The organism is Actinokineospora iranica (assembly GCF_900101685.1).
Taxonomy (GTDB): domain Bacteria; phylum Actinomycetota; class Actinomycetes; order Mycobacteriales; family Pseudonocardiaceae; genus Actinokineospora; species Actinokineospora iranica.
Genome location: NZ_FMZZ01000008.1, coordinates 187656 through 208019, shown reverse-complemented (window position 1 = coordinate 208019; position 20364 = coordinate 187656). Strand labels below are relative to the sequence as shown.

20 protein-coding genes and 1 pseudogene are annotated in these 20364 nt (G+C 71.7%); 6 read left to right on the top strand and 15 right to left on the bottom strand.

The window, feature by feature from the left end:
• Positions 1-17 precede the first annotated feature (17 nt).
• A complete protein-coding gene (locus BLS56_RS18080; protein WP_091452148.1) occupies positions 18-521 on the bottom strand; it encodes a DinB family protein in 504 nt (167 codons plus the stop codon).
• 206 nt (positions 522-727) lie between these two features.
• Positions 728-1888, bottom strand: coding sequence for an acyl-CoA dehydrogenase family protein (locus BLS56_RS18075; RefSeq protein ID WP_091452147.1), 1161 nt, complete (start codon positions 1886-1888; stop codon positions 728-730).
• Positions 1889-2055: 167 nt separating this feature from the next.
• Between BLS56_RS18075 and BLS56_RS18070 the strand changes: the two genes are divergently transcribed.
• Positions 2056-3774, top strand: a complete 1719-nt coding sequence (locus tag BLS56_RS18070; protein WP_091452144.1) for an acyl-CoA dehydrogenase — start codon at positions 2056-2058, stop codon at positions 3772-3774.
• A gap of 62 nt (positions 3775-3836) precedes the next feature.
• Positions 3837-3923, top strand: a pseudogene (locus tag BLS56_RS31545).
• Positions 3924-4123: 200 nt separating this feature from the next.
• Here BLS56_RS31545 and purE read toward each other — a convergent pair.
• The 4 genes from purE to BLS56_RS18050 are packed head-to-tail and all read right to left on the bottom strand — an operon-like array spanning position 4124 to position 7922.
• Positions 4124-4591 (bottom strand): 5-(carboxyamino)imidazole ribonucleotide mutase, encoded by a 468-nt coding sequence (gene purE / locus BLS56_RS18065; protein WP_091452466.1) that lies wholly within the window; start codon positions 4589-4591, stop codon positions 4124-4126.
• Positions 4592-4634: 43 nt separating this feature from the next.
• Positions 4635-5819, bottom strand: a complete 1185-nt coding sequence (locus BLS56_RS18060; protein ID WP_091452141.1) for a 5-(carboxyamino)imidazole ribonucleotide synthase — start codon at positions 5817-5819, stop codon at positions 4635-4637.
• 12 nt (positions 5820-5831) lie between these two features.
• Positions 5832-7064, bottom strand: a complete 1233-nt coding sequence (locus tag BLS56_RS18055; protein WP_091452140.1) for a glycosyltransferase 87 family protein — start codon at positions 7062-7064, stop codon at positions 5832-5834.
• Positions 7065-7088: 24 nt separating this feature from the next.
• Positions 7089-7922: a GGDEF domain-containing protein gene (locus tag BLS56_RS18050; RefSeq protein WP_228771732.1), complete on the bottom strand. Its 834-nt coding sequence runs from the start codon at positions 7920-7922 to the stop codon at positions 7089-7091.
• A gap of 214 nt (positions 7923-8136) precedes the next feature.
• Here BLS56_RS18050 and BLS56_RS32800 point away from each other — a divergent pair, with 214 nt between their 5' ends.
• The 3 genes from BLS56_RS32800 to BLS56_RS18035 are packed head-to-tail and all read left to right on the top strand — an operon-like array spanning position 8137 to position 11683.
• Entirely contained in the window at positions 8137-10461 is a 2325-nt protein-coding gene (locus BLS56_RS32800; RefSeq protein WP_091452137.1) for a sigma-70 family RNA polymerase sigma factor, read from the top strand.
• A 59-nt stretch (positions 10462-10520) separates the two neighbouring features.
• Complete coding sequence (locus BLS56_RS18040; RefSeq protein WP_091452133.1) at positions 10521-11063, top strand: GtrA family protein; 543 nt, start codon at positions 10521-10523, stop codon at positions 11061-11063.
• 38 nt (positions 11064-11101) lie between these two features.
• Positions 11102-11683 (top strand): GtrA family protein, encoded by a 582-nt coding sequence (locus tag BLS56_RS18035; protein ID WP_091452129.1) that lies wholly within the window; start codon positions 11102-11104, stop codon positions 11681-11683.
• Here BLS56_RS18035 and BLS56_RS18030 read toward each other — a convergent pair.
• Both BLS56_RS18030 and BLS56_RS18025 read right to left on the bottom strand, forming a co-directional pair.
• Positions 11680-12969: an ATP-binding protein gene (locus BLS56_RS18030; protein WP_091452127.1), complete on the bottom strand. Its 1290-nt coding sequence runs from the start codon at positions 12967-12969 to the stop codon at positions 11680-11682. The genes BLS56_RS18035 and BLS56_RS18030 overlap by 4 nt on opposite strands.
• Positions 12970-12971: 2 nt before the next feature.
• Complete coding sequence (locus BLS56_RS18025) at positions 12972-13640, bottom strand: response regulator transcription factor (protein ID WP_091452124.1); 669 nt, start codon at positions 13638-13640, stop codon at positions 12972-12974.
• Positions 13641-13679: 39 nt separating this feature from the next.
• Here BLS56_RS18025 and hisN point away from each other — a divergent pair, with 39 nt between their 5' ends.
• A complete protein-coding gene (hisN, locus tag BLS56_RS18020; protein ID WP_407640530.1) occupies positions 13680-14456 on the top strand; it encodes a histidinol-phosphatase in 777 nt (258 codons plus the stop codon).
• Here the strand turns inward: hisN and BLS56_RS18015 are convergent.
• The 7 genes from BLS56_RS18015 to BLS56_RS17985 all read right to left on the bottom strand — a co-directional run bounded on the left by BLS56_RS18015 (position 14444) and on the right by BLS56_RS17985 (position 20352).
• Positions 14444-14722: a hypothetical protein gene (locus BLS56_RS18015; protein WP_091452121.1), complete on the bottom strand. Its 279-nt coding sequence runs from the start codon at positions 14720-14722 to the stop codon at positions 14444-14446. The two genes, hisN and BLS56_RS18015, sit on opposite strands and share 13 nt — an antisense overlap.
• Complete coding sequence (locus BLS56_RS32335; RefSeq protein WP_228771729.1) at positions 14719-17325, bottom strand: TNT domain-containing protein; 2607 nt, start codon at positions 17323-17325, stop codon at positions 14719-14721. Before BLS56_RS32335 ends, BLS56_RS18015 begins: the two co-directional genes overlap by 4 nt.
• Before the next feature lie 10 nt (positions 17326-17335).
• Positions 17336-17650 carry a WXG100 family type VII secretion target gene (locus tag BLS56_RS18005; protein WP_091452118.1) on the bottom strand — a complete coding sequence of 105 codons (315 nt, stop codon included), beginning with the start codon at positions 17648-17650 and terminating at the stop codon, positions 17336-17338.
• Entirely contained in the window at positions 17650-18087 is a 438-nt protein-coding gene (locus BLS56_RS18000) for a YbaB/EbfC family nucleoid-associated protein (RefSeq protein ID WP_091452454.1), read from the bottom strand. The genes BLS56_RS18005 and BLS56_RS18000 overlap by 1 nt, the downstream gene beginning before the upstream one ends.
• A 97-nt stretch (positions 18088-18184) precedes the next feature.
• A complete protein-coding gene (locus tag BLS56_RS17995; protein ID WP_091452115.1) occupies positions 18185-18793 on the bottom strand; it encodes an adenosylcobinamide amidohydrolase in 609 nt (202 codons plus the stop codon).
• Between the two features lie 57 nt (positions 18794-18850).
• On the bottom strand, positions 18851-19792 hold the full coding sequence (locus BLS56_RS17990) for a hydroxymethylglutaryl-CoA lyase (protein WP_091452112.1): 942 nt from the start codon (positions 19790-19792) through the stop codon (positions 18851-18853).
• A 2-nt stretch (positions 19793-19794) separates the two neighbouring features.
• Positions 19795-20352, bottom strand: coding sequence for a PH domain-containing protein (locus BLS56_RS17985; protein WP_091452109.1), 558 nt, complete (start codon positions 20350-20352; stop codon positions 19795-19797).
• Positions 20353-20364: the final 12 nt, after the last annotated feature.

The following is a 20364-nucleotide window of genomic DNA, read 5'->3' as shown; positions in this document are numbered from 1 at the left end:
ACTGTGCCACGCGCCCGTCAGCCCATCGACTTCTGCCCGTCCAGGCTTTCCCGGATGATGTCCGCGTGCCCCGCGTGCTGCGCGGTCTCGGCGATGATGTGCACCAGCACCCGCCGCGCCGACCAGCTCACTCCCGGCTCGAACCAGGGAGCGACCGGCAGCGGATGCGCCGAGTCGAGGTCCACGGCGGCGACCAGCTCATCAGTCCGCCGCGCGATCTCTTCGTAGTCGGCCAACAGTCCGGCCAGGGTCTCGTCGGCGTTCATCCGGTGCTGGTCCTCCCAGTCCCCGAACCCGCTCTCCATCAACTCGGCTCCGCCCTGGATGAACCGGGCCCACGCGGCCTCGACGGTCGCGACATGCTTGATGAGCCCGCCGAGGGTGAGCTGGCTGACCGTCGTCCGCTGCCGCGCCTGGTCGTCGGTCAGGCCCCGGACGGTGAACCGCAGGAAGTGCCGGTGCTTGCCCAGGCTCTGCAGCAGGTCCGCGCGCTCGCCGGTCAGGGTCTCGGTGCTGGTCATGATCTCCGCCTTCGTCGGTGTTCCGTTACGACCGACTCTAGGACCCCTTCAGGACAGCTTCGGTCCGCAATGGAGGACGGGTTTTCACAACTCCCGGATGAACTCGACCAGCTCCGCGGGCGTGAACCACCGCTCGTAATAGCCGTACTTGTCCACCGCGGACACCGACACCCGCGCCGCCGCCGCTCGAACATCGGCCCTACGGGCTAGCCCTTGAGCAGTTGGCGGGCCATGACCATGCGCTGGATCTGGTTGGTGCCCTCGTAGATCTGGGTGATCTTCGCGTCGCGCATCATGCGTTCGACGGGGAAGTCGCGGGTGTAACCGGCGCCGCCGAAGAGTTGGACGGCGTCGGTGGTGACCTGCATGGCGGTGTCGGAGGCGAAGGTCTTGGCTGCGCTGGAGGCGAAGGACGCGTCCGGCTCGTGGCGTTCGACCTTGGCCGCGGCGGCGTAGACGAGGTGGCGGGCGGCCTCGATCTTCATGCCCATGTCGGCGATCATGAACTGGACGCCTTGGAAGTCGGCGATGGCCTTGCCGAACTGCTTGCGGTCCTTGACGTAGGCGACGGTCGCGTCGAAGGCGCCCTGGGCGATGCCGAGGGCCTGCGCGCCGATGGAGTGGCGCGTGTGGTCGAGGGTGCGGAACGCCAGGCGCAGGCCCTGGCCGGGCTCGCCGATGACGCGGTCCTCGGGGATGACGCAGTTCTCGAAGTAGATCTCGCGGGTCGGGGAGCCCTTGATGCCGAGCTTGCGCTCCTTGGGGCCGATGGAGAAGCCCGGGTCGTCCTTGTGGACCATGAACGCGGTGATGCCGTCGGCGGGCTTGGCCGCGTTCGGGTCGGTCACGGCCATGACGGTGTACCAACTGGACACGCCCGCGTTGGTGATCCAGCACTTGGTGCCGTTGACGACCCAGGTGTCGCCATCGTGGCGGGCGCGGGTGCGCATGGACGCGGTGTCGGAGCCCGCCTCCCGTTCGGACAGCGCGTAGGAGGCCATCTCGCCCGCGGCGATGGAGGGCAGCACCTTTTTCTTGAGGTCCTCGGAGCCGCCGAGGATCAGGTTCATCGTGCCGAGCTTGTTCACGGCGGGGATCAGCGACGACGACGCGCAGATCCGGGCGATCTCCTCGATGACGATGTTGCCCGCGATCGAGTCCGCGCCCTGGCCGCCGTAGGCGTCGGGGATGTGCGGGGCGTTGAAGCCCGCCTTGTTCAGCGCCTCCAGTGCCTCGACCGGGTAGCGCTCCTGCTCGTCGACCTCGGTCGCGTGCGGTGCGATCTCCTTCTCGGCGAGGGCTCGAACGGCCTCGCGCAGGGCGTTGTGCTCATCGCCGAGCTGGTAGAGCCCGAAGCCCGCGTCCACGTCGTCGCCTCCTGGTCCGCACCCGAAATCCGCTCACGATGTTAGTACGCGTTTACTTGGATGTCCTTGTGTTCTGTCACACCTGCACAAACGCGTCTTCCACCCGTCGTTACTATCCAGTAACTTACTGCATGGGTGCGTGCCGCCGCGAGCCAAGGGAGCCGTCCATGTCGACCCTGCTGTTCAACCCAGCCGACTACGACCCCCGGCACTTCGACGCGGAGACCCGCAGGCTGCTGCTGGCCACCGTCGACTGGTTCGAGCAGCGCGGCAAGCGGGCGTTGACGGCCAAGTACCACTCGAAGGAGTTCCACGCGGACTTCCTGGAGTTCGCCGCGCGGGAGGAACTGTTCGCGACCCTGCTGACCCCGGCCGCCGACGCGGGCCGAGGCGCCGACAAGCGCTGGGACACCGCCCGCATCGCCGCCCTGTCAGAGATCCTGGGGTTCTACGGGCTGAGCTACTGGTACCCGTGGCAAGTCACCATCCTCGGGCTCGGCCCCGTGTGGCAGAGCGCGAACGCCGCCGCCCGGACCAGGGCCGCGCGCCTGCTCGACGACGGCGGCGTGTGCGCGTTCGGACTGTCCGAGAAGGAGCACGGGGCCGACATCTACGCCACCGACCTCGTGCTCACCCCGGACGGCGCGGGCGGCTACCGCGCCAACGGGGGCAAGTACTACATCGGCAACGGCAATGTGGCGGGCGTGGTGTCGGTCTTCGGCCGGATCGACGGTGTCGAGGGCGCGGACGGGTACGTCTTCTTCGTCGCCGACAGCCGCCACGAGAACTACCGCGTGGTCAGGAACGTCGTGCCCAGCCAGATCTTCGTCGCGGAGTTCCACCTGGACGATTACCCCGTCGACCCCGAGGACATCCTGCACACCGGGCAGGCCGCGTTCGACGCGGCGCTGAACACGGTCAACATCGGCAAGTTCAACCTGTGCTTCGGCGGCATCGGCATCGCCGAGCACGCCTGCTACGAGGCGATCACCCACGCCCACAACCGCGTCCTCTACGGCAAGCGCGTCACCGACTTCCCGCACGTGCGGGCGCAGTTCGTGGAGGCCTACGCCCGGCTGGTCGCGGCCAAGCTGTTCTGCGACCGGGCGATCGACTACGTCCGCTCGGCCGGTCCCGACGACCGGCGGTACCTGCTGTTCAACCCGGTCACGAAGATGAAGGCGACCACCGAGGCGGAGAAGATCGTCGGCCTGCTCACCGAGGTCGTCGCCGCCAAGAGCTTCGAGGCCGACACCTACCTGACGATCGCGGCGACCGACGTCCGCGGCCTGCCGAAGCTGGAGGGGACAGTCGCGGTGAACCTCGCGCTGATCCTCAAGTTCATGCCGCAGTACCTGTTCAACCCCACCCACCACGCCCCCGTCCCCACCCGCCAAGACCCCGCCGACGACGCGTTCCTCTTCAGCCAGGGCCCCGCCCGCGGCCTCGGCGCCGTCCGCTTCCACGACTGGCGGGAGCCATTCCGGACCTTCCTGCACGTGCCGAACGTCGACGTGTTCGCCACCCAAGCCGACGGCCTGGCCGAACTGCTGCGAACCGCGCCCCCATCGGCCGAGCAGCAGCAAGACCTCGACTTCACCCTCACCCTCGGCGAACTGTTCACCCTGGTCGTGTACGCCCAGCTCATCCTGGAACAAGCAGAGCTGACCGGCCTGGACCCCCTGCTCCTCGACCAGATCTTCGCCACCCTCACCCACGACTTCTCGGCGCACGCGGTCACCCTCCACGGCAAACCGTCCTCGACCCTGCCCCAACAGCGATGGGCCCTGTCCCACATCCGCAAGCCCGTCACCGACACCACCCGGTTCGACCACGTGTGGCGCCAAGTGGTGGACCTCGCGGGCGCCTACGAGATGAAACCGTGAGTCAGGCCGAAGTCAGCTGATCGTCAGCCGCCTCGGACATGCTTATCCCAGCAAGGCGAACGGGAGAGGTGCCCGGAGCGGCTTATCGGGTTCCTAACGCAAGTCAGGAAGGGCCACGGCCCACGCAGGTTCGAATCCTGCCCTCTCCGCTTGGCGGTAATAACCACGCCCGGGATGTGCCGGGAAGAGCAGTCCGTGTGCTTGTCGAAAGCGCACGGGTGGGCGACAGCCTTGGCGGCGGGTTCATTGTGGGTCCTTCCTGCGATTTGGGCCTTCAAGTGAAAGGTACGCAGGACGGCCAGGGCCGACCATCGGTCTTTGGACCTAGGTCTTCTCTGTATAGAGGGTGTCAGAGAGTGGCGCGGAGGGCCGCGTCCTTCTCCAGGACCAGGGTCTCCAGGTCCGCCTGGAAAGCCGCCATCCGGGCGCGCAGGCCCTCGTCCGCCGCCGCGAGGATGCGGACCGCCAGCAGGCCCGCGTTGCGGGCTCCGCCGACCGACACGGTCGCGACCGGGACGCCCGCGGGCATCTGGACGATCGAGAGCAGCGAGTCCATGCCGTCGAGGTATTTCAGGGGCACTGGGACGCCGATGACGGGGAGGACGGTGGCTGAGGCGACCATGCCGGGCAGGTGGGCGGCTCCGCCAGCGCCCGCGATGATGACGCGGATGCCGCGGTCGGCGGCGGTGGTGGCGTAGTCGAGCATCCGCTGCGGGGTCCGGTGCGCCGAGACGACGCTGACCTCGTGGGGGACATCGAACTCGGTCAGGGCTTCCGCGGCGAGGCGCATGACCGGCCAGTCGGAGTCGCTGCCCATGATCACGCCGACGGCGGGGGTGGGGTCAGACACGGGGTCGCTCCTAGTGGATCTCGTGGCCGTCCGGCCAGACGCCGGTGGACAGCCAGTGCGCTGCCAGGGCTGCGCGTTTGCGGACCTCGGCCATGTCGTCGCCGAGGAAGGTCACGTGGCCGATTTTGCGGCCGGGGCGTTCCTGCTTGCCGTAGTAGTGCACGTGCGCGTCGCGGAAGCGGGCGAACAGGTGGTGCAGCCGCTCGTCGGCGCCCATCGCGGGGGGCTCGGCCGCGCCGAGGACGTTGGCCATGACGACGGCGGGGGCCACCGGGTCGGTCGCGCCCATCGGGTAGTCCAAGACGGCGCGCAGGTGCTGCTCGAACTGGGAGGTGCGCGCGCCTTCGATGGTCCAGTGGCCGGAGTTGTGCGGCCGCATCGCGAGTTCGTTGACGACCACGCCGTCGTCGGTCTCGAACAGCTCGACAGCGAGCACACCCACGACGTCGAGTTCCGTGGCCACCCGCAGCGCCAGGTCCTGGACGCTGTCGGCCAGTTCCCGCGACAGCCCGGGGGCGGGGGCCAGCACCTCCACGCAGATGCCGTCCTCCTGCACGGTCTCCACTACCGGCCAGCACGCGCCCTGCCCGAATGGCGACCGGGCGACCAACGCGGCCAGCTCACGGCGCATCGCTACCTTCCGCTCGGCAAGCAGCGGGGTGCCTGCCGCCAGCAGCTCGGGAATCAGCGACGCGGCTTCCTCCGGGCCGGAAAGCATCCACACGCCCCGGCCGTCGTAGCCGCCGCGCGCGGCCTTGAGCACGAACGGCCAGCCGACCGCGTCGCCGAACTTCACCGCCGCCGCGACGTCGGTGATCGCGGCGAACTCCGGGACGGGCAGTCCGAGAGCAGCCAGCTTCTCACGCATGACCAGCTTGTCCTGGGCGTGCACCAGCGCGTCCGGCCCGGGGTGGACCTTGACGCCGTCGGCGACCAGCGCGCGCAGGTGCGCGGTGGGCACGTGCTCGTGGTCGAAGGTGAGCACGTCGCAGCGCGCGGCGAACCCGCGCAGCGCGTCGAGGTCGGTGTGGTGCCCGAGGGTCACGTTCGGCGAGACGAGCGGAGCGGGCTCGTCGGCGCTGACCGCCAGCACGTGCAGCGACTGGCCGAGGGCGACCGCGGCCTGGTGCGTCATCCGCGCGAGCTGCCCGCCGCCGACCATCCCGACCACGGGGAAACCAGTACGTGAGTCCACGAGCAGGGAACTCTACCCAGCCCGCCGGGAGTGCCTGACCAGCAGTATCGCTCCGGCCGCCAACGGCACCAGCAGGTAGGCGCTGCCGATCACGTACTCCAGCGGCCCCCACTCGAACTCGACGGCCTTGCCGTTGCGCATCGCCAGCAGCACGCAGCTGGCGAACACCAGCACCACCGCGCCCACCCCGGCCGGCGCGGCGCGCCGCTGGGGACCGGTCGGCAGCGGGTCGGGCAGCCGGGACAGCAGGAACACCACCAGCGGCACCGCCCACACCCAGTGGTGCGACCAGGACACCGGGCTTACCAGCAGCCCGAGGAACGCGGTTACCAGCAACGCGGGTAGCGGCCGGTCCGACAGGTGCAACCGGCGCACCCACAGCACGCACGGGATGGCGAGAAGCGCCCCGATCGGCGCGGCGACCTGCATCGACCAGTCGGCGTTGTCGGTCAGCCGCAAGACCAGGCCGTTGATCGACTGGTTGCCCGCCCAGTAGATGGGGCCGATGCGCTGCGGGTCCCGCACCGCGTGCCCCCAGAACTGGACCGCGTCGTGCGGGACGAGCGCGAACACCGCCCCCTGAAGCAGGAGGAACGTGGCGATCGCGCGCACGGCGTCCGCGCGGCGGCCGGTGACCAGCAGGTGCGCGACGAAGATCAGCGGGGTCAGCTTCACCGCCGCCGCGACGCCGATCAGCACGCCGCCGAACCGGCTGCCGCGCGCGCCGAGCAGCAGGACGTCGACCACGATCAGCGCCATCAGCACCAGGTTGATCTGGCCGAGGAAGATCGTGCGCCAGACCGGCTCGATGCCGAGCAGCACGATTCCCAGCACCGCCGTCGTCCGCGCCGGGGTCATCCATCGGGGACGGCTGGGCAGCGCTTCCACGGCCAGCTTGACCACCAGCGCCATCGCCAGCACGGACACCGCGCCGAGCAGTCCCCACGCCACCTGCGTGGGAACCAGCGCCAACGGGACGAACAACAGCGCCGCTGTCGGCGGGTAGGTAAACGGCAACCGCGCCCAGGACGGCTCGTCGCTGAGGAACAGGTTGTCGTAGAGCGGTTCACCGTGCAGAAGCGCTACCGCGCCCGAGCGGTAAACCGCGTTGTCCACGCCAAGATGCCACCCGAGCCGCCAGCCGACGACGCCCGCCACCACGCACACCACGGGGAAGAACACCAGGGCCGCCAGATCGCGCGGTGACCGGTCGCGCCGGGTCTCACGCAGGGCCTGCTCCGTCACGCGGACAGCAAACCATGCCCCGGTTCAGGCGCGGCTCACCGCATGGACCAGTCGCAGCGCCGCGGCGTGGGTCGTCGGCAGGCGTTCGACGCGGATCTCCGGGCCACTGGCGAACCGCAGGTCCGAGTCGACGGCGAGCCGGTCGGCGATGGCCAGCCGGGCGTCGGCCGCGCGGTGCGCGAGCCTGCTGTCCCGCTCGGCGAGGACGACCGCGACGGACGGGCCGAGCACGGCGACGCTCTCGCCGCCGTCGAAGACCGCCCGCAGGACGTCGCCGACCAGCACCATCGCCATCAGCCTCGGCCAGCCTGCGACCGTCGCCAGGTCCAGGGAGACGACGAGCAGCACGAAGTGCTCCGACGGGCAGTACTTCTCCCTGCGGGCCCGGCCGTAGACCTCGCGGAGGCGGACCCGCAGGTAGTCGGCGGTGGCCAGCCGGGTCAGCGCCTCGGTGGACTCGGTCGTGTGCTGGGCGCCCAGGGCCGCGTCCGCCCAGGCCAGCGCGGTCGTGCGGAGCAGCGCGGCAGGCGTGGCGTCCGGGTCGGCCGCGACCAGGCCGTCGTCATCCGGCGGCGAGCGCAGGACCGCGTGCAGCGCGGCGAGGTCGGCCAGGGTCTCGTCTAAACCCGCGCCGGTGTGCGCCCTGGCTCTGGCCAGTCCGGTCAGGGCGGAGTCCAGGTCGCCGTCGGTGATCACCGACACGCACACGTCGTCCACCTCGGGCACCCCCCAGTCGCTGGGAAAACGCCAGCCCGCCGCGATGCTCGCGGTGCGCCACCTGGCCCGCAGCACTCCGGACGCCCGGTCGGCGCCGTCGGCGTCGCCACGGCGCCGTGAGCCCGCCTCTCGTACCGCCACAGTCGAGTCCCTTCTCGAATGCCCCTGGGAGTAACGCCTTGCGCGGCCAGACGTGACGCGGAACGAGTGAACGCCTTCGGCTATCACCTCCCCCGCGTGAGGGATGAGTGACGGCAGAGTGGGCATCCGCCACACTTGGTCGCGGAACGCGGCTCGCGAAGCACGGACGGGGATGCCGGGGCACGCGAACGCGGTGACCAGACGAGGGAGGACCGTGTCCACCGTTCCGGCTGACATCGACGGCCCGAGTGACGCCGAGCTGATCGAGTCGGTGCGGGCTGGGGCCACCACGGCGTACGGCTCGCTCTATGAGCGTCACGTGTCCGCCGCGCACAACCTGGCCCGCCAGTTGACCCGGTCCCAAGCCGAGGCCGACGACCTGGTGTCCGAGGCGTTCGCGAAGGTCCTGGACACCCTGCGCCAGGGCAGGGGCCCCGACTCGGCCTTCCGCGCCTATCTGCTTACCGCGCTCAGGCACACCGCTTACGACAAGACCCGCCGCGATCGCAAGGTCGAACTGTCGGATGACGTGTCGCAGGTAAGCGGTGTCAACCCTGACGCGGTAAGCGTCCCGTTCTCCGACCCGGCGGTAGCGGGGCTGGAGCGCTCGCTTGCCGCGCGGGCGTTCGCCAAGCTGCCCGAGCGCTGGCAAGCCGTCCTCTGGCACACCGAGATCGAAGGCCAGTCCCCAGCGCAGGTCGCGCCGCTGCTGGGCCTGAGCCCCAACGGCGTGTCCGCGCTGGCCTACCGCGCCCGGGAGGGCCTGCGGCAGGCCTACCTGCAGGTTCACCTGGTCGAGACGACAGCCGACCGGTGCCGCTCCACCGCCGAGCGGTTGGGCGCGTGGGTGCGTGGCGGGCTCTCCAAGCGGGAGACCGCGCAGGTGGAGGTCCACCTCGACGAGTGCGACCGCTGCCGCGCGCTCGCCGCGGAACTCAGCGACGTCAACGGCGGTCTGCGGCTCATCGTCGCGCCGCTCGTGCTCGGCCCGCTCGCGGTCGGCGGCTACCTCGCCGCGGCGAAGGCCGCGGCCGGGTCGACCGCGGTCGTGGGGGGCGCGGTCGTGGGCGGCGCGGTCGCCACCGGCTCGGCGAGCGGGGTCGCGGGGGCGGGGGCGAGTGTGCCGCGCCAGTTCGTCGGCGCCGCCGCGTCCGGGGTCGCCATGGTCGCCGCGATCGCGGTCGGCCTGATCGCGACGCCGACCGGCCAGGAGATCCCCGACGCTGCCCCGCCGCGGCCCACCGAGGTGGTGACCTCGAGCACCGCTGGGCAGCCGTCGATGCCCGCCAAGCAGGAGCAGACGCCTGCCGGCCCGTCCGCCACCGAGGCGGATTCGCCGATGTCGGCGAACGCGGAGTCGCTTCCCGCGCCGGAGCAGCCGCAGCCGCCGCCCTCACCGGCGCCGACGCCGCTGCCCGGCCCGGCCAGCCTGTCCGCGGAAGGCCCGTCCGTCCCGCTCTCCCTGGTCCCGGGTAAGCCCACCGATCTGCCGATCACGGTCCGCAATACCGGCGGCAGCGTCTCCGAGCCTGTCCGTTCGTCGATAACGCTGCCCGCGGGCGTGAGCGCCATCCCGTCCCGCCCCAACCGGCTCGCCGGAGACCCGCTGGTGCGGCTGGACGCCCCGCTCGCCGCGGCGCGGCAGCAGACCGGCACCGTCTACTGCGAAGGCGGCACGGGCACGGTTGCCTGCGGCACGGAAGAGGGACTGCGGCCGGGCGCGTCGGTCACCCTCCTGTACCGCCTGATCGCGGAACCGAGCGCGGCGGGCGGCCAGATCGTCGGATCGGTCACCGCGGGCTCCGCCATCAACGTGCGGATTTCCGTGCCGGTCACGATTGTCGCCCCGCCGGTAAACGACGGCGTGGACATCCGCGCCTGGCTGACCCTGGACGACCCGTTCGGCGCGATCTGGCCGTGGCAGCGCGGCTACCGGGTGGTGACCCTGGCCCGCAACACCGGCGACAGCGCGAAACCGGTGACGGTGTCGTTCAGCGACCAGGTCACGTTGCGCTCCGCCACCGCGCCGGTGAACTGCGCGCAGGAAGCCGCGCGGTTCACGTGCACCACGACGTCGCCTCTCGCGCCCAAGGCGGTCGTCAGCGTCGTGGTGAGCGGCGAACGCGCGTCGGACCACCCACATGCCGACCAGGACCACAAGATCACCGTGACCGCGACGCTGGGCGGCGCGGTCGACACCGACACGGTGACCATCTCCTGGTTCCCGTGGGTGCCGTGGTGGCCCAACGCGGTGCAGGAAGAGAAGCCGGCCGTCCCCGCCGAGCCGAAGCCGTCCCCAGCGGCTCCGCCCGTGACCACGACCCCGCCGAGGATCGCCCCACCGCCCGCGCCTGCCAAGACCACCAAGGCCCCGCCCAAGCCAGCCGACGTCGCGCCCACGACGACCAAGGCCCCGGCCGTGCCCACCACGACGGCGGCCCCCGCCGCCAAACCCGGCGCCAGACCCGGCGACGTGCCGGTCTGCGCGGACAAGGCGTGGCCGAAGTGGTCGAGGTGGTGGTGGGGCCTGCCCTGCTGACCGGGTTTCCCGACCATCCCGGGCCGTGGCGGTGACCAGCCTGGATAGACTCCGCCGCCATGGCCGTCGTCGAGAACGTGCTCGCTCGCCTTCCCGAGCCGCTGCGCGTGACCCTCATCAAGCACCGCGAACTGCTGAGGTTCGCCGTGGTCGGCGGCGTCTGCTTCGTCGTGACCACCGTGGTCAACTACGCGCTCAAGCTCACCGTGCTCAACCGGAACCCGGTGACCGCGCTGGCGATCGCGGTGATCATCGCCACAATCGTGTCCTACATCCTCAACCGCGAGTGGTCGTTCCAGGACCGCGGCGGCCGGGAGCGCCCGCACGAGGCGGCGCTGTTCTTCCTGATCAGCGGGATCGGCGTGGGACTCAACTCGCTGCCGCTGGTCGTCTCGCGCTACCTCTTGCACCTAGAGGTCCCCCACGTGACGCTGCTCGCCCAGGAGATCGCCGACTTCGGGTTCGGGAACATCTTGGGCACCCTCGTCGCGATGGTCTTCCGGTGGTGGGCGTTCAAGAAGTGGGTTTTCCCGGAGGCGGACGGCCGGGTTCGTCCGTTGCGTCCGGTTCGCGGCGACGGCGAGACCGAGCGGGCGGCGTGACTGACCGGCCCCGTTTCCGATTTCCGTAGACTGCGCCGGTGACCGTCGTCGAGACAGTGCTGGCCCGGGTCCCGGCGCCGCTGCGGGCCGTGCTGATCAAGCACCGGGAACTGTTGAAGTTCGCCATCGTCGGCGGCACCACATTCTTGATCGACAATGGCATTTGGTACCTGCTGAAGCTCACCGTGCTGGAGAGCAAGCCGATCACCGCCAAGGCCATCGCGATCATCGTGGCCACGATCGCCTCTTATGTGCTCAATCGCGAGTGGTCTTTCCGGACCCGCGGCGGACGCGAGCGCCACCACGAGGCCGCGCTGTTCTTCCTGATCAGCGCGGGCGGCGTCGTGATCAACCTGATCCCGCCGTACGTGTCCCGCTATGTCTTCGACCTCGAAGTGCCGCATGTGAGCCGACTGGTGCAAGAGGTCGCGGACTTCGCCAGCGGGTCGATCATCGGGATGCTGCTGGCGATGTTCTTCCGATTCTGGGGATTCAAGAAGTGGGTCTTCCCCGACGAACTGGGCCGTCGGCGGCGCGGCGACGACCTGACCGAGGAAGGCTCGGCCAAGGAAGACGAGGCCGACACAGAGGAACTAGGGCGGGAACTGGGACACGCCTAACGCGGCGACCTTTCGGTCGGCCAACGAATGCCTCTTGCGTTTCCTGGCCTGGAGACCGGCAGGAACATGGTGAACGTGGTCGGACGGGCGGTAGACAGCTCAAGCCTGCCACCGTCGGAGTCGACCAGGGCCCGCGCCAGCGCCAGCCCCACGCCGGTGGAGCCCGCGCCGGAGACCCCGCGCTCGAAAATGTGCGGGGCCAGCTCGTCCGGGACGCCGCTGCCGCCGTCGGTCACCTCGACGAGCACGGTGTCCGACCGGCTGGCGTCGCCGCGTCTCGCGGACACGGTCACCGTGCCGCCACCATGGCGCCGGGCGTTGTCCAAGAGGACCCCGATCGCCTCTCTCAGCCGCGCGGGCGTGACGCGGGCGCGCAGGCCGGGGGCGACCCGCAGCCGCAGAGACCGGCCCTCCGAGCGCAGCATCTCGCTCCACTCCTCGGCGATCGCGGTGAGCTCGTGGGTCAGGTCCACCGGCTCGGCCCCCAGCGCGCGCGCCTCCCGGGCTGCGGCCAACAACTCGTCCAGGACGTCGGCGAGCCGCTCGGCCTGGTGCAGGGCTTCCTCGGCCTCGGCCGCGGCGTCCTCGTCCGCGGTCTGGGTCAGCGCCTCCAGCCGGAGCTGCAACGCGGTCAGGCGGCTGCGGAGCTGGTGGGAGACGTCGCCGACCAGGTCGCGCTCGCGCTGGACGAGCTGGGCCAGCGCGGTGGCGGACGCGTCGAGTGCCTCGGCCACCATGTCCAGCTCGTGCAGGTCGTAACGGGCCGGGTCGAGGCGGAAGTCACCCGCGCCGAGTCGGCTTGCCCGGTCGGCGACATGTCTAAGAGGGCGCGCCAGACGCTGCGCTGTCACCATCGCGACAACCGTGCCTACGGCGACCGTCAGCACGACTACCAGGGCCACCAGAACAGCCACCTGCGTCTGCCGGGTCCGCATCGGGGCCGCGTCCACGTCGAGGCGCACCCACCCCTGCTGGACGATCGGCACCTCTTCGCTGACCATGTCCTCGACCGGCTCGGGTCCCAGCGCCCGCTCGGGGTGGCCGGGCAGAATCACCGTCAGCCTGCCGCCCTGCGGAACGGCCAGCGCCACGGTCGTGAGGTCGACGCCGCGGCCGTTGGCGATCTCGTCGTCCAGGGTCGCGGCGATCTGCTGCGCGCGGGCCGCCAGGTCGTCCCTGGTCACGCTCTCGACCACCTGCAGGGCCGTGTACCCGAGTGGGATGCCCAGGGCGCACGCGGTGATCGTCACCGCGAGCAGGATCGCGAGCAGGATTCGGCGGCGCATCGTCACTCGGCGTTGAACCGGAAACCGACGCCGCGCACCGTGGCTATCCGCCGCTCGGTAGACCTCGGGCCGCCTTCGCCGAGCTTCCGGCGCAGCCAGGACATGTGCATGTCGAGGGTCTTGCTGGTCTTGAGTTCGGGGTCGCTCCACACCTCGGTGAGGATTTCCTCCCGGGTGACCACCTGGCCCGCCCGCTGGATCAGCACCCGCAGCAGCTCGAACTCCTTGTTCGCCAGGGTGATCTCCGTGCCGTCCACAGTGACCACCCGGGCGGCGAGGTCCATCCGGACCCCGTTGACGTCGATCGCGCCCGGAGCCTGCCTGCGCAGCAGCGCCCGGATCCGGGCCAGCAGCTCGGCCAGCCGGAACGGCTTGGCCACGTAGTCGTCGGCGCCCGCGTCCAGGCCGACCACGAAGTCGACCTCGTCGGCGCGGGCGGTCAGCATCAGCACCGGGATGCCCCGGCCCGCCGCGCGCAGCCTGCGGCACACGTCGAGGCCGTCCAGGCCGGGCAGGCCCAGATCGAGGACAAGGAGGTCCGGATGGCCGGTCGAGGCCATCTCCAGGGCCCGGTGGCCGTCGCCGACCACCTGCACCTCATAGCCCTCCCGGTGCAGAGCACGCGACAGGGGGTCGGCTATCGCCGCGTCGTCCTCGGCCAGCAGCACCACGCTCACGAAGCCCAGCCTAGGCGTGACACGATCGTTCCCGTGTCCCCCGACCTGACTTTCGCCCTGCGGTTGGCCGACGCGGCCGACGCGATCACCCGTTCCCGCTTCCAGGCCCTCGACCTCGTGGTGGAGCGCAAGCCGGACCGCACGCCGGTGACCGACGCCGACACCGCCGTCGAGGACGCCGTGCGCGCGCTGCTCGCCGAGGAGCACCCGGGCGACGCGGTGGCGGGTGAGGAACGCGGCGGCACTGTCGGCGCGGGCCGCGTGTGGGTGCTCGACCCGATCGATGGGACTAAGAACTTCCTGCGCGGCGTGCCCGCGTGGGCCACTCTTATCGCTCTTGTGGACAACGGCTCGCCTGTCGTCGGCGTGGTAAGCGCCCCCGCGTTGGGCAGGCGGTGGTGGGCGGCGCGCGGCGCGGGCGCGTGGCTCTCGCGCGACGGCGGAGCGGCGGAGAGGATCTCCGTGTCCGGGGTGCGCGCGCTGGACGACGCTTACCTGTCGACCACGCACCTGGGATCGTGGGTCGAGTACCACTCCCGGACGAGCTACCTGTCGCTGGTGGACGCCTGCTGGGAAAACCGGGCGTTCGGGGACTTCTGGCAGCACTGCCTGGTCGCCGAGGGCGCCATCGACCTCGCCGCCGAGGCGATCGTGAACCCGTGGGACGTCGCGCCGCTGCAGGTGCTCGTCGAAGAGGCGGGCGGGCGGTTCAGCGACCTGCGCGGCGAGCCGCGCTTCGACGGCGGCTCCGTGCTGACCTCCAACGGGCACCTGCACGACGCCGCGCTGGGCCTGCTTCAGCTCGACTGAGCCGCCGGGAGGACGCCCACGGCCCCGCGCATAACCTGCGACCAGGTAAGCCTGCCGAACAGGTAATGGCAGGCGACCTGCTCGTTGGTGAACCGCGCCCAGTCGTAGCGGTTGCCCTGCTCGCGCCAGAACACCTCCCAGCCGGGCGACTCCCCGTCCGTGTCGTGCAGCAGGCACCAGGTGTTGTCCGCCTCCACGCCGACCGACACCACCTCGGACGGGATGCCCACCTGCGCCAGCAGCTCCACGATCGTCCCGGCGTTCACTGGTCGGCCTCCTGGGTGATGTCGGTGAGATAGCCCAAGGCCACCAGGTCCGCGGCGGACTGGGTGGCGCGGTAGCGCTCGCCGCCGCCCGGCTGCCCGAACCACGGCGCGGACACCGCCCGCCACACCGGCAGCGGCCGCAGCACCCGATAGCGGTGATGGCCCGCGGCCAGGTGGGCGGGCGGGAGCGAACGGCGGGCGAAAGCGGTGCCGTCCGCGGAGAACACCCGGCCCTCAGGGGTGCCGAAGCGGTCGATGACGGTGTCCTCGGTCAGCACTTCCGGCTCCCCGGGCGCGGTGCCGCCCTCCGGGTACAGCTCGCCGGGCGGCCACGCGTACTCGCTGGGTGAGTCGTCGTCCGGGTCGTAGGGGCGCACGAGGAACCGGCGGTCCCAGTCCCGCTCGTGCTGCCCGGCGAGCGGGTCGTAGCCCTCGGCCAGCTCCGGCGCCTCCCGCGCGGGCGCCGGGTCGACCCGGCCGACGACGGTGGCGCGGTCGATCAGGTCGGACCGCGGGTGGTCGCCGGGCTCGAACCGCAGCCCCGCCGCGTAGTCCCATTCCACTGGTGGCGGTGGCACCTGCCGCGCGGGCTGGTGCGAGGCCACCGGAAGGTGCCCGATGGGGAACTGGTGGACGAGGAACAGGATCACCGCGTCGTCGCGCTCACCGCGCTGTCGGGGACTGGGTGGCTCGGGCGCGATGGCGGTCGGGGGCGGGGCACTGGGCCGGCCCACGTCCGCCACCTGCCTGCCGCTCGACTCGAAACCGCCGTCGCGGGCTCTTACCGAGCCAGGGTCAGTCGAACTCCCCGCACCGGGGTTGGCTGCTGGACCACCTGAGCCAGGACTTCCCGGAACACTCCCGCCAGGACCACCGGCTCGCGGAGCATCAGGCCCGCCCGATCCCGGGGGGAGGAACTGGCCCGGGACGCCGACGAAGCCCACCGCGGGCGCCCCGCCGGGTGGGGTGGGCGCTTCCGCGTCCACCGTGTCGTCGGGGTCCGCGAACGGAGTGGACGAGAGCGGGTCCGCCCCGGTGTGCCTGCCGGGGGCGGGGAAGCCGGTCGGCGCGGCCTGAGCGGGTTGGCCCGCGGGAGCGCTCTTGCCCCCGGGCGGGACCGTGCCGCCGGGCTGAGCCTGAACCGCCCCGGGCTGACCGGGAATCGCGCCGCCTCCTTGGGCAGCGCGAGGCCCGAACGCGGCGACGGGACCTCCACCGACCGGGGAACCACCCCCACCACCGAGTGGAGAACCGCCGCTTACCGGAGCGCCGGTAAGCGGCGAACCTGCCTGCGGAGGACCGGTAAGAGGTGAGCCGGTAACCGGGGCCGCGGGCTGGGCGGAGACCGGGGCCTGGGCGGGAGCGTCCAAGACGGCCGCCGAAGCCGCCTGGACGGTGTCGAGGGGGATGCCGGTCGGCGGTGTGGGGGCGTTGGCCAACGCCTCGCCGGTAAGCCCGCCGTCGAGTGAGCCAGGCAGTCCCACCGCCGGACCGTGCGCCTGCCCGCCCGGGTCCGCGAGGCCGTGAATCACGCCCTCGGCCGAGTCCGTGCGCCCGTGCAGCGCGGTGTCCCCGACGCGGTGGGCCGCGTCGCTCACGACCTCGCCGTCGACCACCCCGCTCGCCGTGTCGGCAACGCCGTGCAGGGCCCCGGAAGCGGTGTCCGCGACACCGTGGGCCACCCCGCCGACACCGGCCGCCACCCCGTCCGCCGTGCCCGCGACGCCGTGCAGCGCCCCTCCCGCGGTGTCCGCGACACCGCGAACCACCCCGGCAGCGGTGTCCAGCACGCCGCCGGTGGCTCCCTGAACCGCGCCGGAGGCCGTGTCCGCCACTCCGTGGACCGCGCCCGTCGCGGCGCCGACGATTCCCGTGACGGCGCCCGACAGCCCGCCCGGCTCCTTGCCCGACGGGCCCGCGGGCGTGGCCACCCCCTGCGCCGTGTCCGCGACCCCGTGGACCACGCCGCTCACCGTCTCGGCGACGCCGCCCACCAGGTTCCCGAGCAGGCCACTGCCCGCGGGCCCGGCCGCTCCCCCGCCCGCCGATGGGCCGTGCGCGCCCGGATTGGCGTTGACGACGTCCCGCACCAGCGACACATCGCCGCCGTTCGGCTGGACCGCGCTGACCAGGGTGTCCTTGATGTGCGCGATGTTCACCGCCGTGCCGCACACCGCGGCGTCCAAGCCGAGCAGCGCGCTCGGGTGGCCCGCCGCCGCGGCGCTGTTGGCCGCGTCGGTGTTCTTGGCGAGGGCGACCAGGTTGCGGACGATCTCGACCTTGGCCGCGCCGATCTGGTCGGCGGCGCGCTCCAACCGGTCTGCCGCCTCCGCGCAGCCCGCGACGGTGGCGGTGAGGTGCCCGGTGTCGGCTTGCACGAACGCCGACCAGTGCCTGGTCGCTGCGTCCGCGGTGTCTCCCTCGATGGCGGTAAGCGCCGTGCGGGCAGTGCTGTCGGCCGTGCCGGTGAGTTCGGCCATCCGGCTTCCCGCGTCGCGCCAGGCTTGCGCTGCCTCGCGCATCTTGTCCTCGTCGGCTTCCGGCCAGTGGACCCCTGCCGCGGCGGCCACCTCTGCCAGTTCGACGGGCAGTTCGATTCCCATCTCGGGCCCCCTAGGCGTCCACAGAGCCGATGATCTGGGAGTTTCCCTGTTCGTTGGCCAGATAAGCCTCGGCGGTGGACCGGAATCGGCCGCCGACGTCGCCGAGCCTGCCGGGCAGGGCCTCGATGCCGCCGAGGGTGCTGTCGGCTGGGGCGGTGTGGGTGGCGGCGAAACTCAGGCCGATCTCGTCGGCTCCCCAGCACTGGCCCGCCGCCGCCAACCGGTCGGCGAGTTCCCGGTGGACCGCGGCGACCTGCTCGGCCAAGCCGTCGAACTGGCCCGCGTGATCGGCGAGCCGCTGTGCCCGCACCCGGTACCCGGTCATCACGGCCTCCCGGGGGCGCCCGGCTCCAGCCAGGTCATGTTCTCGAAGCTCTCCTCGTCGGCCTGCGGTCGCGGTGGCACGAGTTCGGCCGCGGTGAGGTCGGCGGTTCCGCGCAGCAGGGCCTCCGGGTCGGTGCCCGATGGCAGGACCGGGGCGACGGCGTGCCCGGCGGCGCGGGCGGCGAGCGCGTCGGCCGCGGCGGTGGTGCGGACGATCACGGCGGCCAATTCGGCCGGGCGGTAGACGCGGTAAACGTTCTCCCGCAAGACCAGCGCGGTAAGCGCGCCCTGCGCGGACACCGTGGCGGTGACCAGCCCGCACGGGCTGGTTGCCGACTCGCTGATGGCGGCGAGGGCATGGTGCACCTCCGCGAGTTGCTCGCGGCCGCGCCGGTAGTCGGCGAGGAGGTCCTCGACCTGGGCTCGGTGGTCAGCCACCACGGCCACCTCCGCTGGGTAGTCGGCACCGGCACGGTCCCCGGTCGCGCGTTGGACGCCCGGATCCCACCCCCGGTTCCACCGGCCGGGAGGAAAGTCAGCCCAGCCCGGCGAAGACCGCGGCGTGCGCGGCGCGGGCCAGCGGGCCGCCCACCGCGGAGCGTGGACCGCCGTAGGGCTCAGCGGGCCCGTCGGCCGGGCACAGCAGCACTGTCGCGTCGGTGCACGTGCCCGTTCCGGGCACCCCGCGCTCGAACAGCGCCTGCGCCTTGGCCTCTGCCACAGTCGCGACAGCGTTGACTAACGCGGCCTCGGATAGTCGGACCGGCAGCACGCAGACAGCGTTGATCGTGCCGACCGCGTAGTCCAGCGCGGGCTCGGCTTTGGCGGCCCAGGTGGGGGCGCCGCCGATGCCGGTGGTGACGGCGGCCAGCACCCCGGTGTCCTCTCGGCACACGACCTCGCGCACGTCCACGGCGGTGAGCAGCCCGGCGCCCGGCCCGGTGAGGCCCAGGTGCGCGGCGATCTCGGCCAGGTGGGCGTCGGGGTCGGCGCGGTCGTAGTCGTGCGGGACGGTCGCGTTGAGCACCCAGGACCGCTCGCCGATGCCGCCGCCGAGCGGTCCGGACGAGATCGCCAGCCAGGGCCGGGCCGCCCGCCAGACCAGCACGGGATGCCCGCCGACAAGGTGCGAACCGGGCGTCATCGCCGGGTCGCCAAGAGGGCGCCGGTAGGCCTGCCGTCCGCGGAAAGAGTCAAGACGTCATCCCCGCAGCGCGCGCACGACCCGCGAGGGGCTCGGCCTGCCCAGCCGCTCGGCCATCCACGCGCTGGTGTCGGCGAGCTTGTCCAGGTCGACGCCGGTCTCGACGCCGAGGCCGTCGAGCATCCACACCAGGTCCTCCGTGGCGAGGTTGCCGGTCGCGGACTCGGCGTACGGACAGCCCCCCAGTCCGCCTGCCGACGAGTCGACAGTGGTGACGCCCAACCTGAGCGCGGCAAGCGTGTTGGACAGCGCCTGGCCGTAGGTGTCGTGGAAGTGCACGGCGACCGCGTCGACCCCGACACCAGCCGCGGCGACCTGCCCGAGCACGGCCTCGACCTGCCCCGGGGTGGCGACCCCGATGGTGTCGCCGAGGGAAAGCTGGGAGCAGCCCAGGTCCATCAGCCGCTTGCCGACGGCCGCGACCCGCGTCGGGTCGACGGGGCCCTCCCACGGGTCGCCGAAGCACATCGACACGTACGCGCGCACGTCGAGGCCCTCGGCCCTGGCGCGGGCGACGACCGGCTCGAACATCGCGTACTGCTCGTCCAACGTGCGGTTGAGGTTGCGCTTGGCGAAGGTCTCGGTGGCGCTGCCGAAGATCGCGACGTGCCGGACGCCCGCGGCCAGCGCCCGGTCGAGGCCGCGCTCGTTGGGGACCAGCACCGGGTAGCGCACGCCGTCGGCTTGCCGCAGCCGCGCCAGCAGGTCTTCCGCGTCGGCGAGCTGGGGCACCCACCGGGGGTGCACGAAGCTGGTCGCCTCCAGCACGCCGAGCCCGGCGGCGGCGAGCCGGTCGAGGAACTCCAGCTTCACCTCGACCGGCACCACCGCCTGCTCGTTCTGCAGTCCGTCGCGCGCGCCGACCTCCCAGATCGTCACCCGGGACGGCAGGCCCACCGCGGGCACGACCGCGGGCAGACCCGCCTCGCGCGCGCCCACAGCTAGCGCCGTCCGCCGTGCGGGTCGCCCGGCGGGTACTGCTGGGTCGGCGGGGCCTGGCGGTGGAAGTCGTCGTGCGGGTTGTCGTTGACCTCGCGGTAGAGCAGCGTGTGGACCTTCTCGACGCTGGGGATGTCGTCGAACTCCAGCGGGTCCTGCGAGCTGGACTCGATGATCAGGGTGCCGCAGCCGACGATCCGGTCGATCAGGCCGTGCTCGAAGCGCACGCTGCTGATCCGGGAGAGCGGGATGTCGATGCCGTTGCGCTTGATCACGCCCTCGCGGGCCATGACCCGGTCGGTGGTGACGATGAAGTGGGTCGTGCGCCAGCGCACGAACGGCACGAAGAACAGCCAGACGATCAGCACCAGCGCGACCGCGCCGATGATGATCCAGGCCACCATCGCCCAGTCGAGGTCTTGGGCGAGGATGGAGAGCCAGATGCCCAGGCCGATCGTGATGATCAGGACCAGGTAAGGCACCAGCAGCATCTTCCAGTGCGGGTGCTTGTGCAGCACGACGCGCTCGCTGTCGCTGAGCAAGTCGTCGGGGTATGCCACGGTTGTCCTCCC

What these genes read in the sequence shown, in the direction of transcription:
- BLS56_RS18080 (WP_091452148.1), bottom strand. Translation starts at nt 521, where the DNA reads ATGACCAGCACCGAGACCCTGACCGGCGAGCGCGCGGACCTGCTGCAG.
- purE (WP_091452466.1), bottom strand. Translation starts at nt 4,591, where the DNA reads ATGGGCAGCGACTCCGACTGGCCGGTCATGCGCCTCGCCGCGGAAGCC.
- BLS56_RS18040 (WP_091452133.1), top strand. Translation starts at nt 10,521, where the DNA reads ATGGCCGTCGTCGAGAACGTGCTCGCTCGCCTTCCCGAGCCGCTGCGC.
- BLS56_RS18005 (WP_091452118.1), bottom strand. Translation starts at nt 17,650, where the DNA reads ATGACCGGGTACCGGGTGCGGGCACAGCGGCTCGCCGATCACGCGGGC.
- BLS56_RS17995 (WP_091452115.1), bottom strand. Translation starts at nt 18,793, where the DNA reads ATGACGCCCGGTTCGCACCTTGTCGGCGGGCATCCCGTGCTGGTCTGG.
- BLS56_RS18070 (WP_091452144.1), top strand. Translation starts at nt 2,056, where the DNA reads ATGTCGACCCTGCTGTTCAACCCAGCCGACTACGACCCCCGGCACTTC.
- BLS56_RS18030 (WP_091452127.1), bottom strand. Translation starts at nt 12,969, where the DNA reads ATGCGCCGCCGAATCCTGCTCGCGATCCTGCTCGCGGTGACGATCACC.
- BLS56_RS32335 (WP_228771729.1), bottom strand. Translation starts at nt 17,325, where the DNA reads ATGGGAATCGAACTGCCCGTCGAACTGGCAGAGGTGGCCGCCGCGGCA.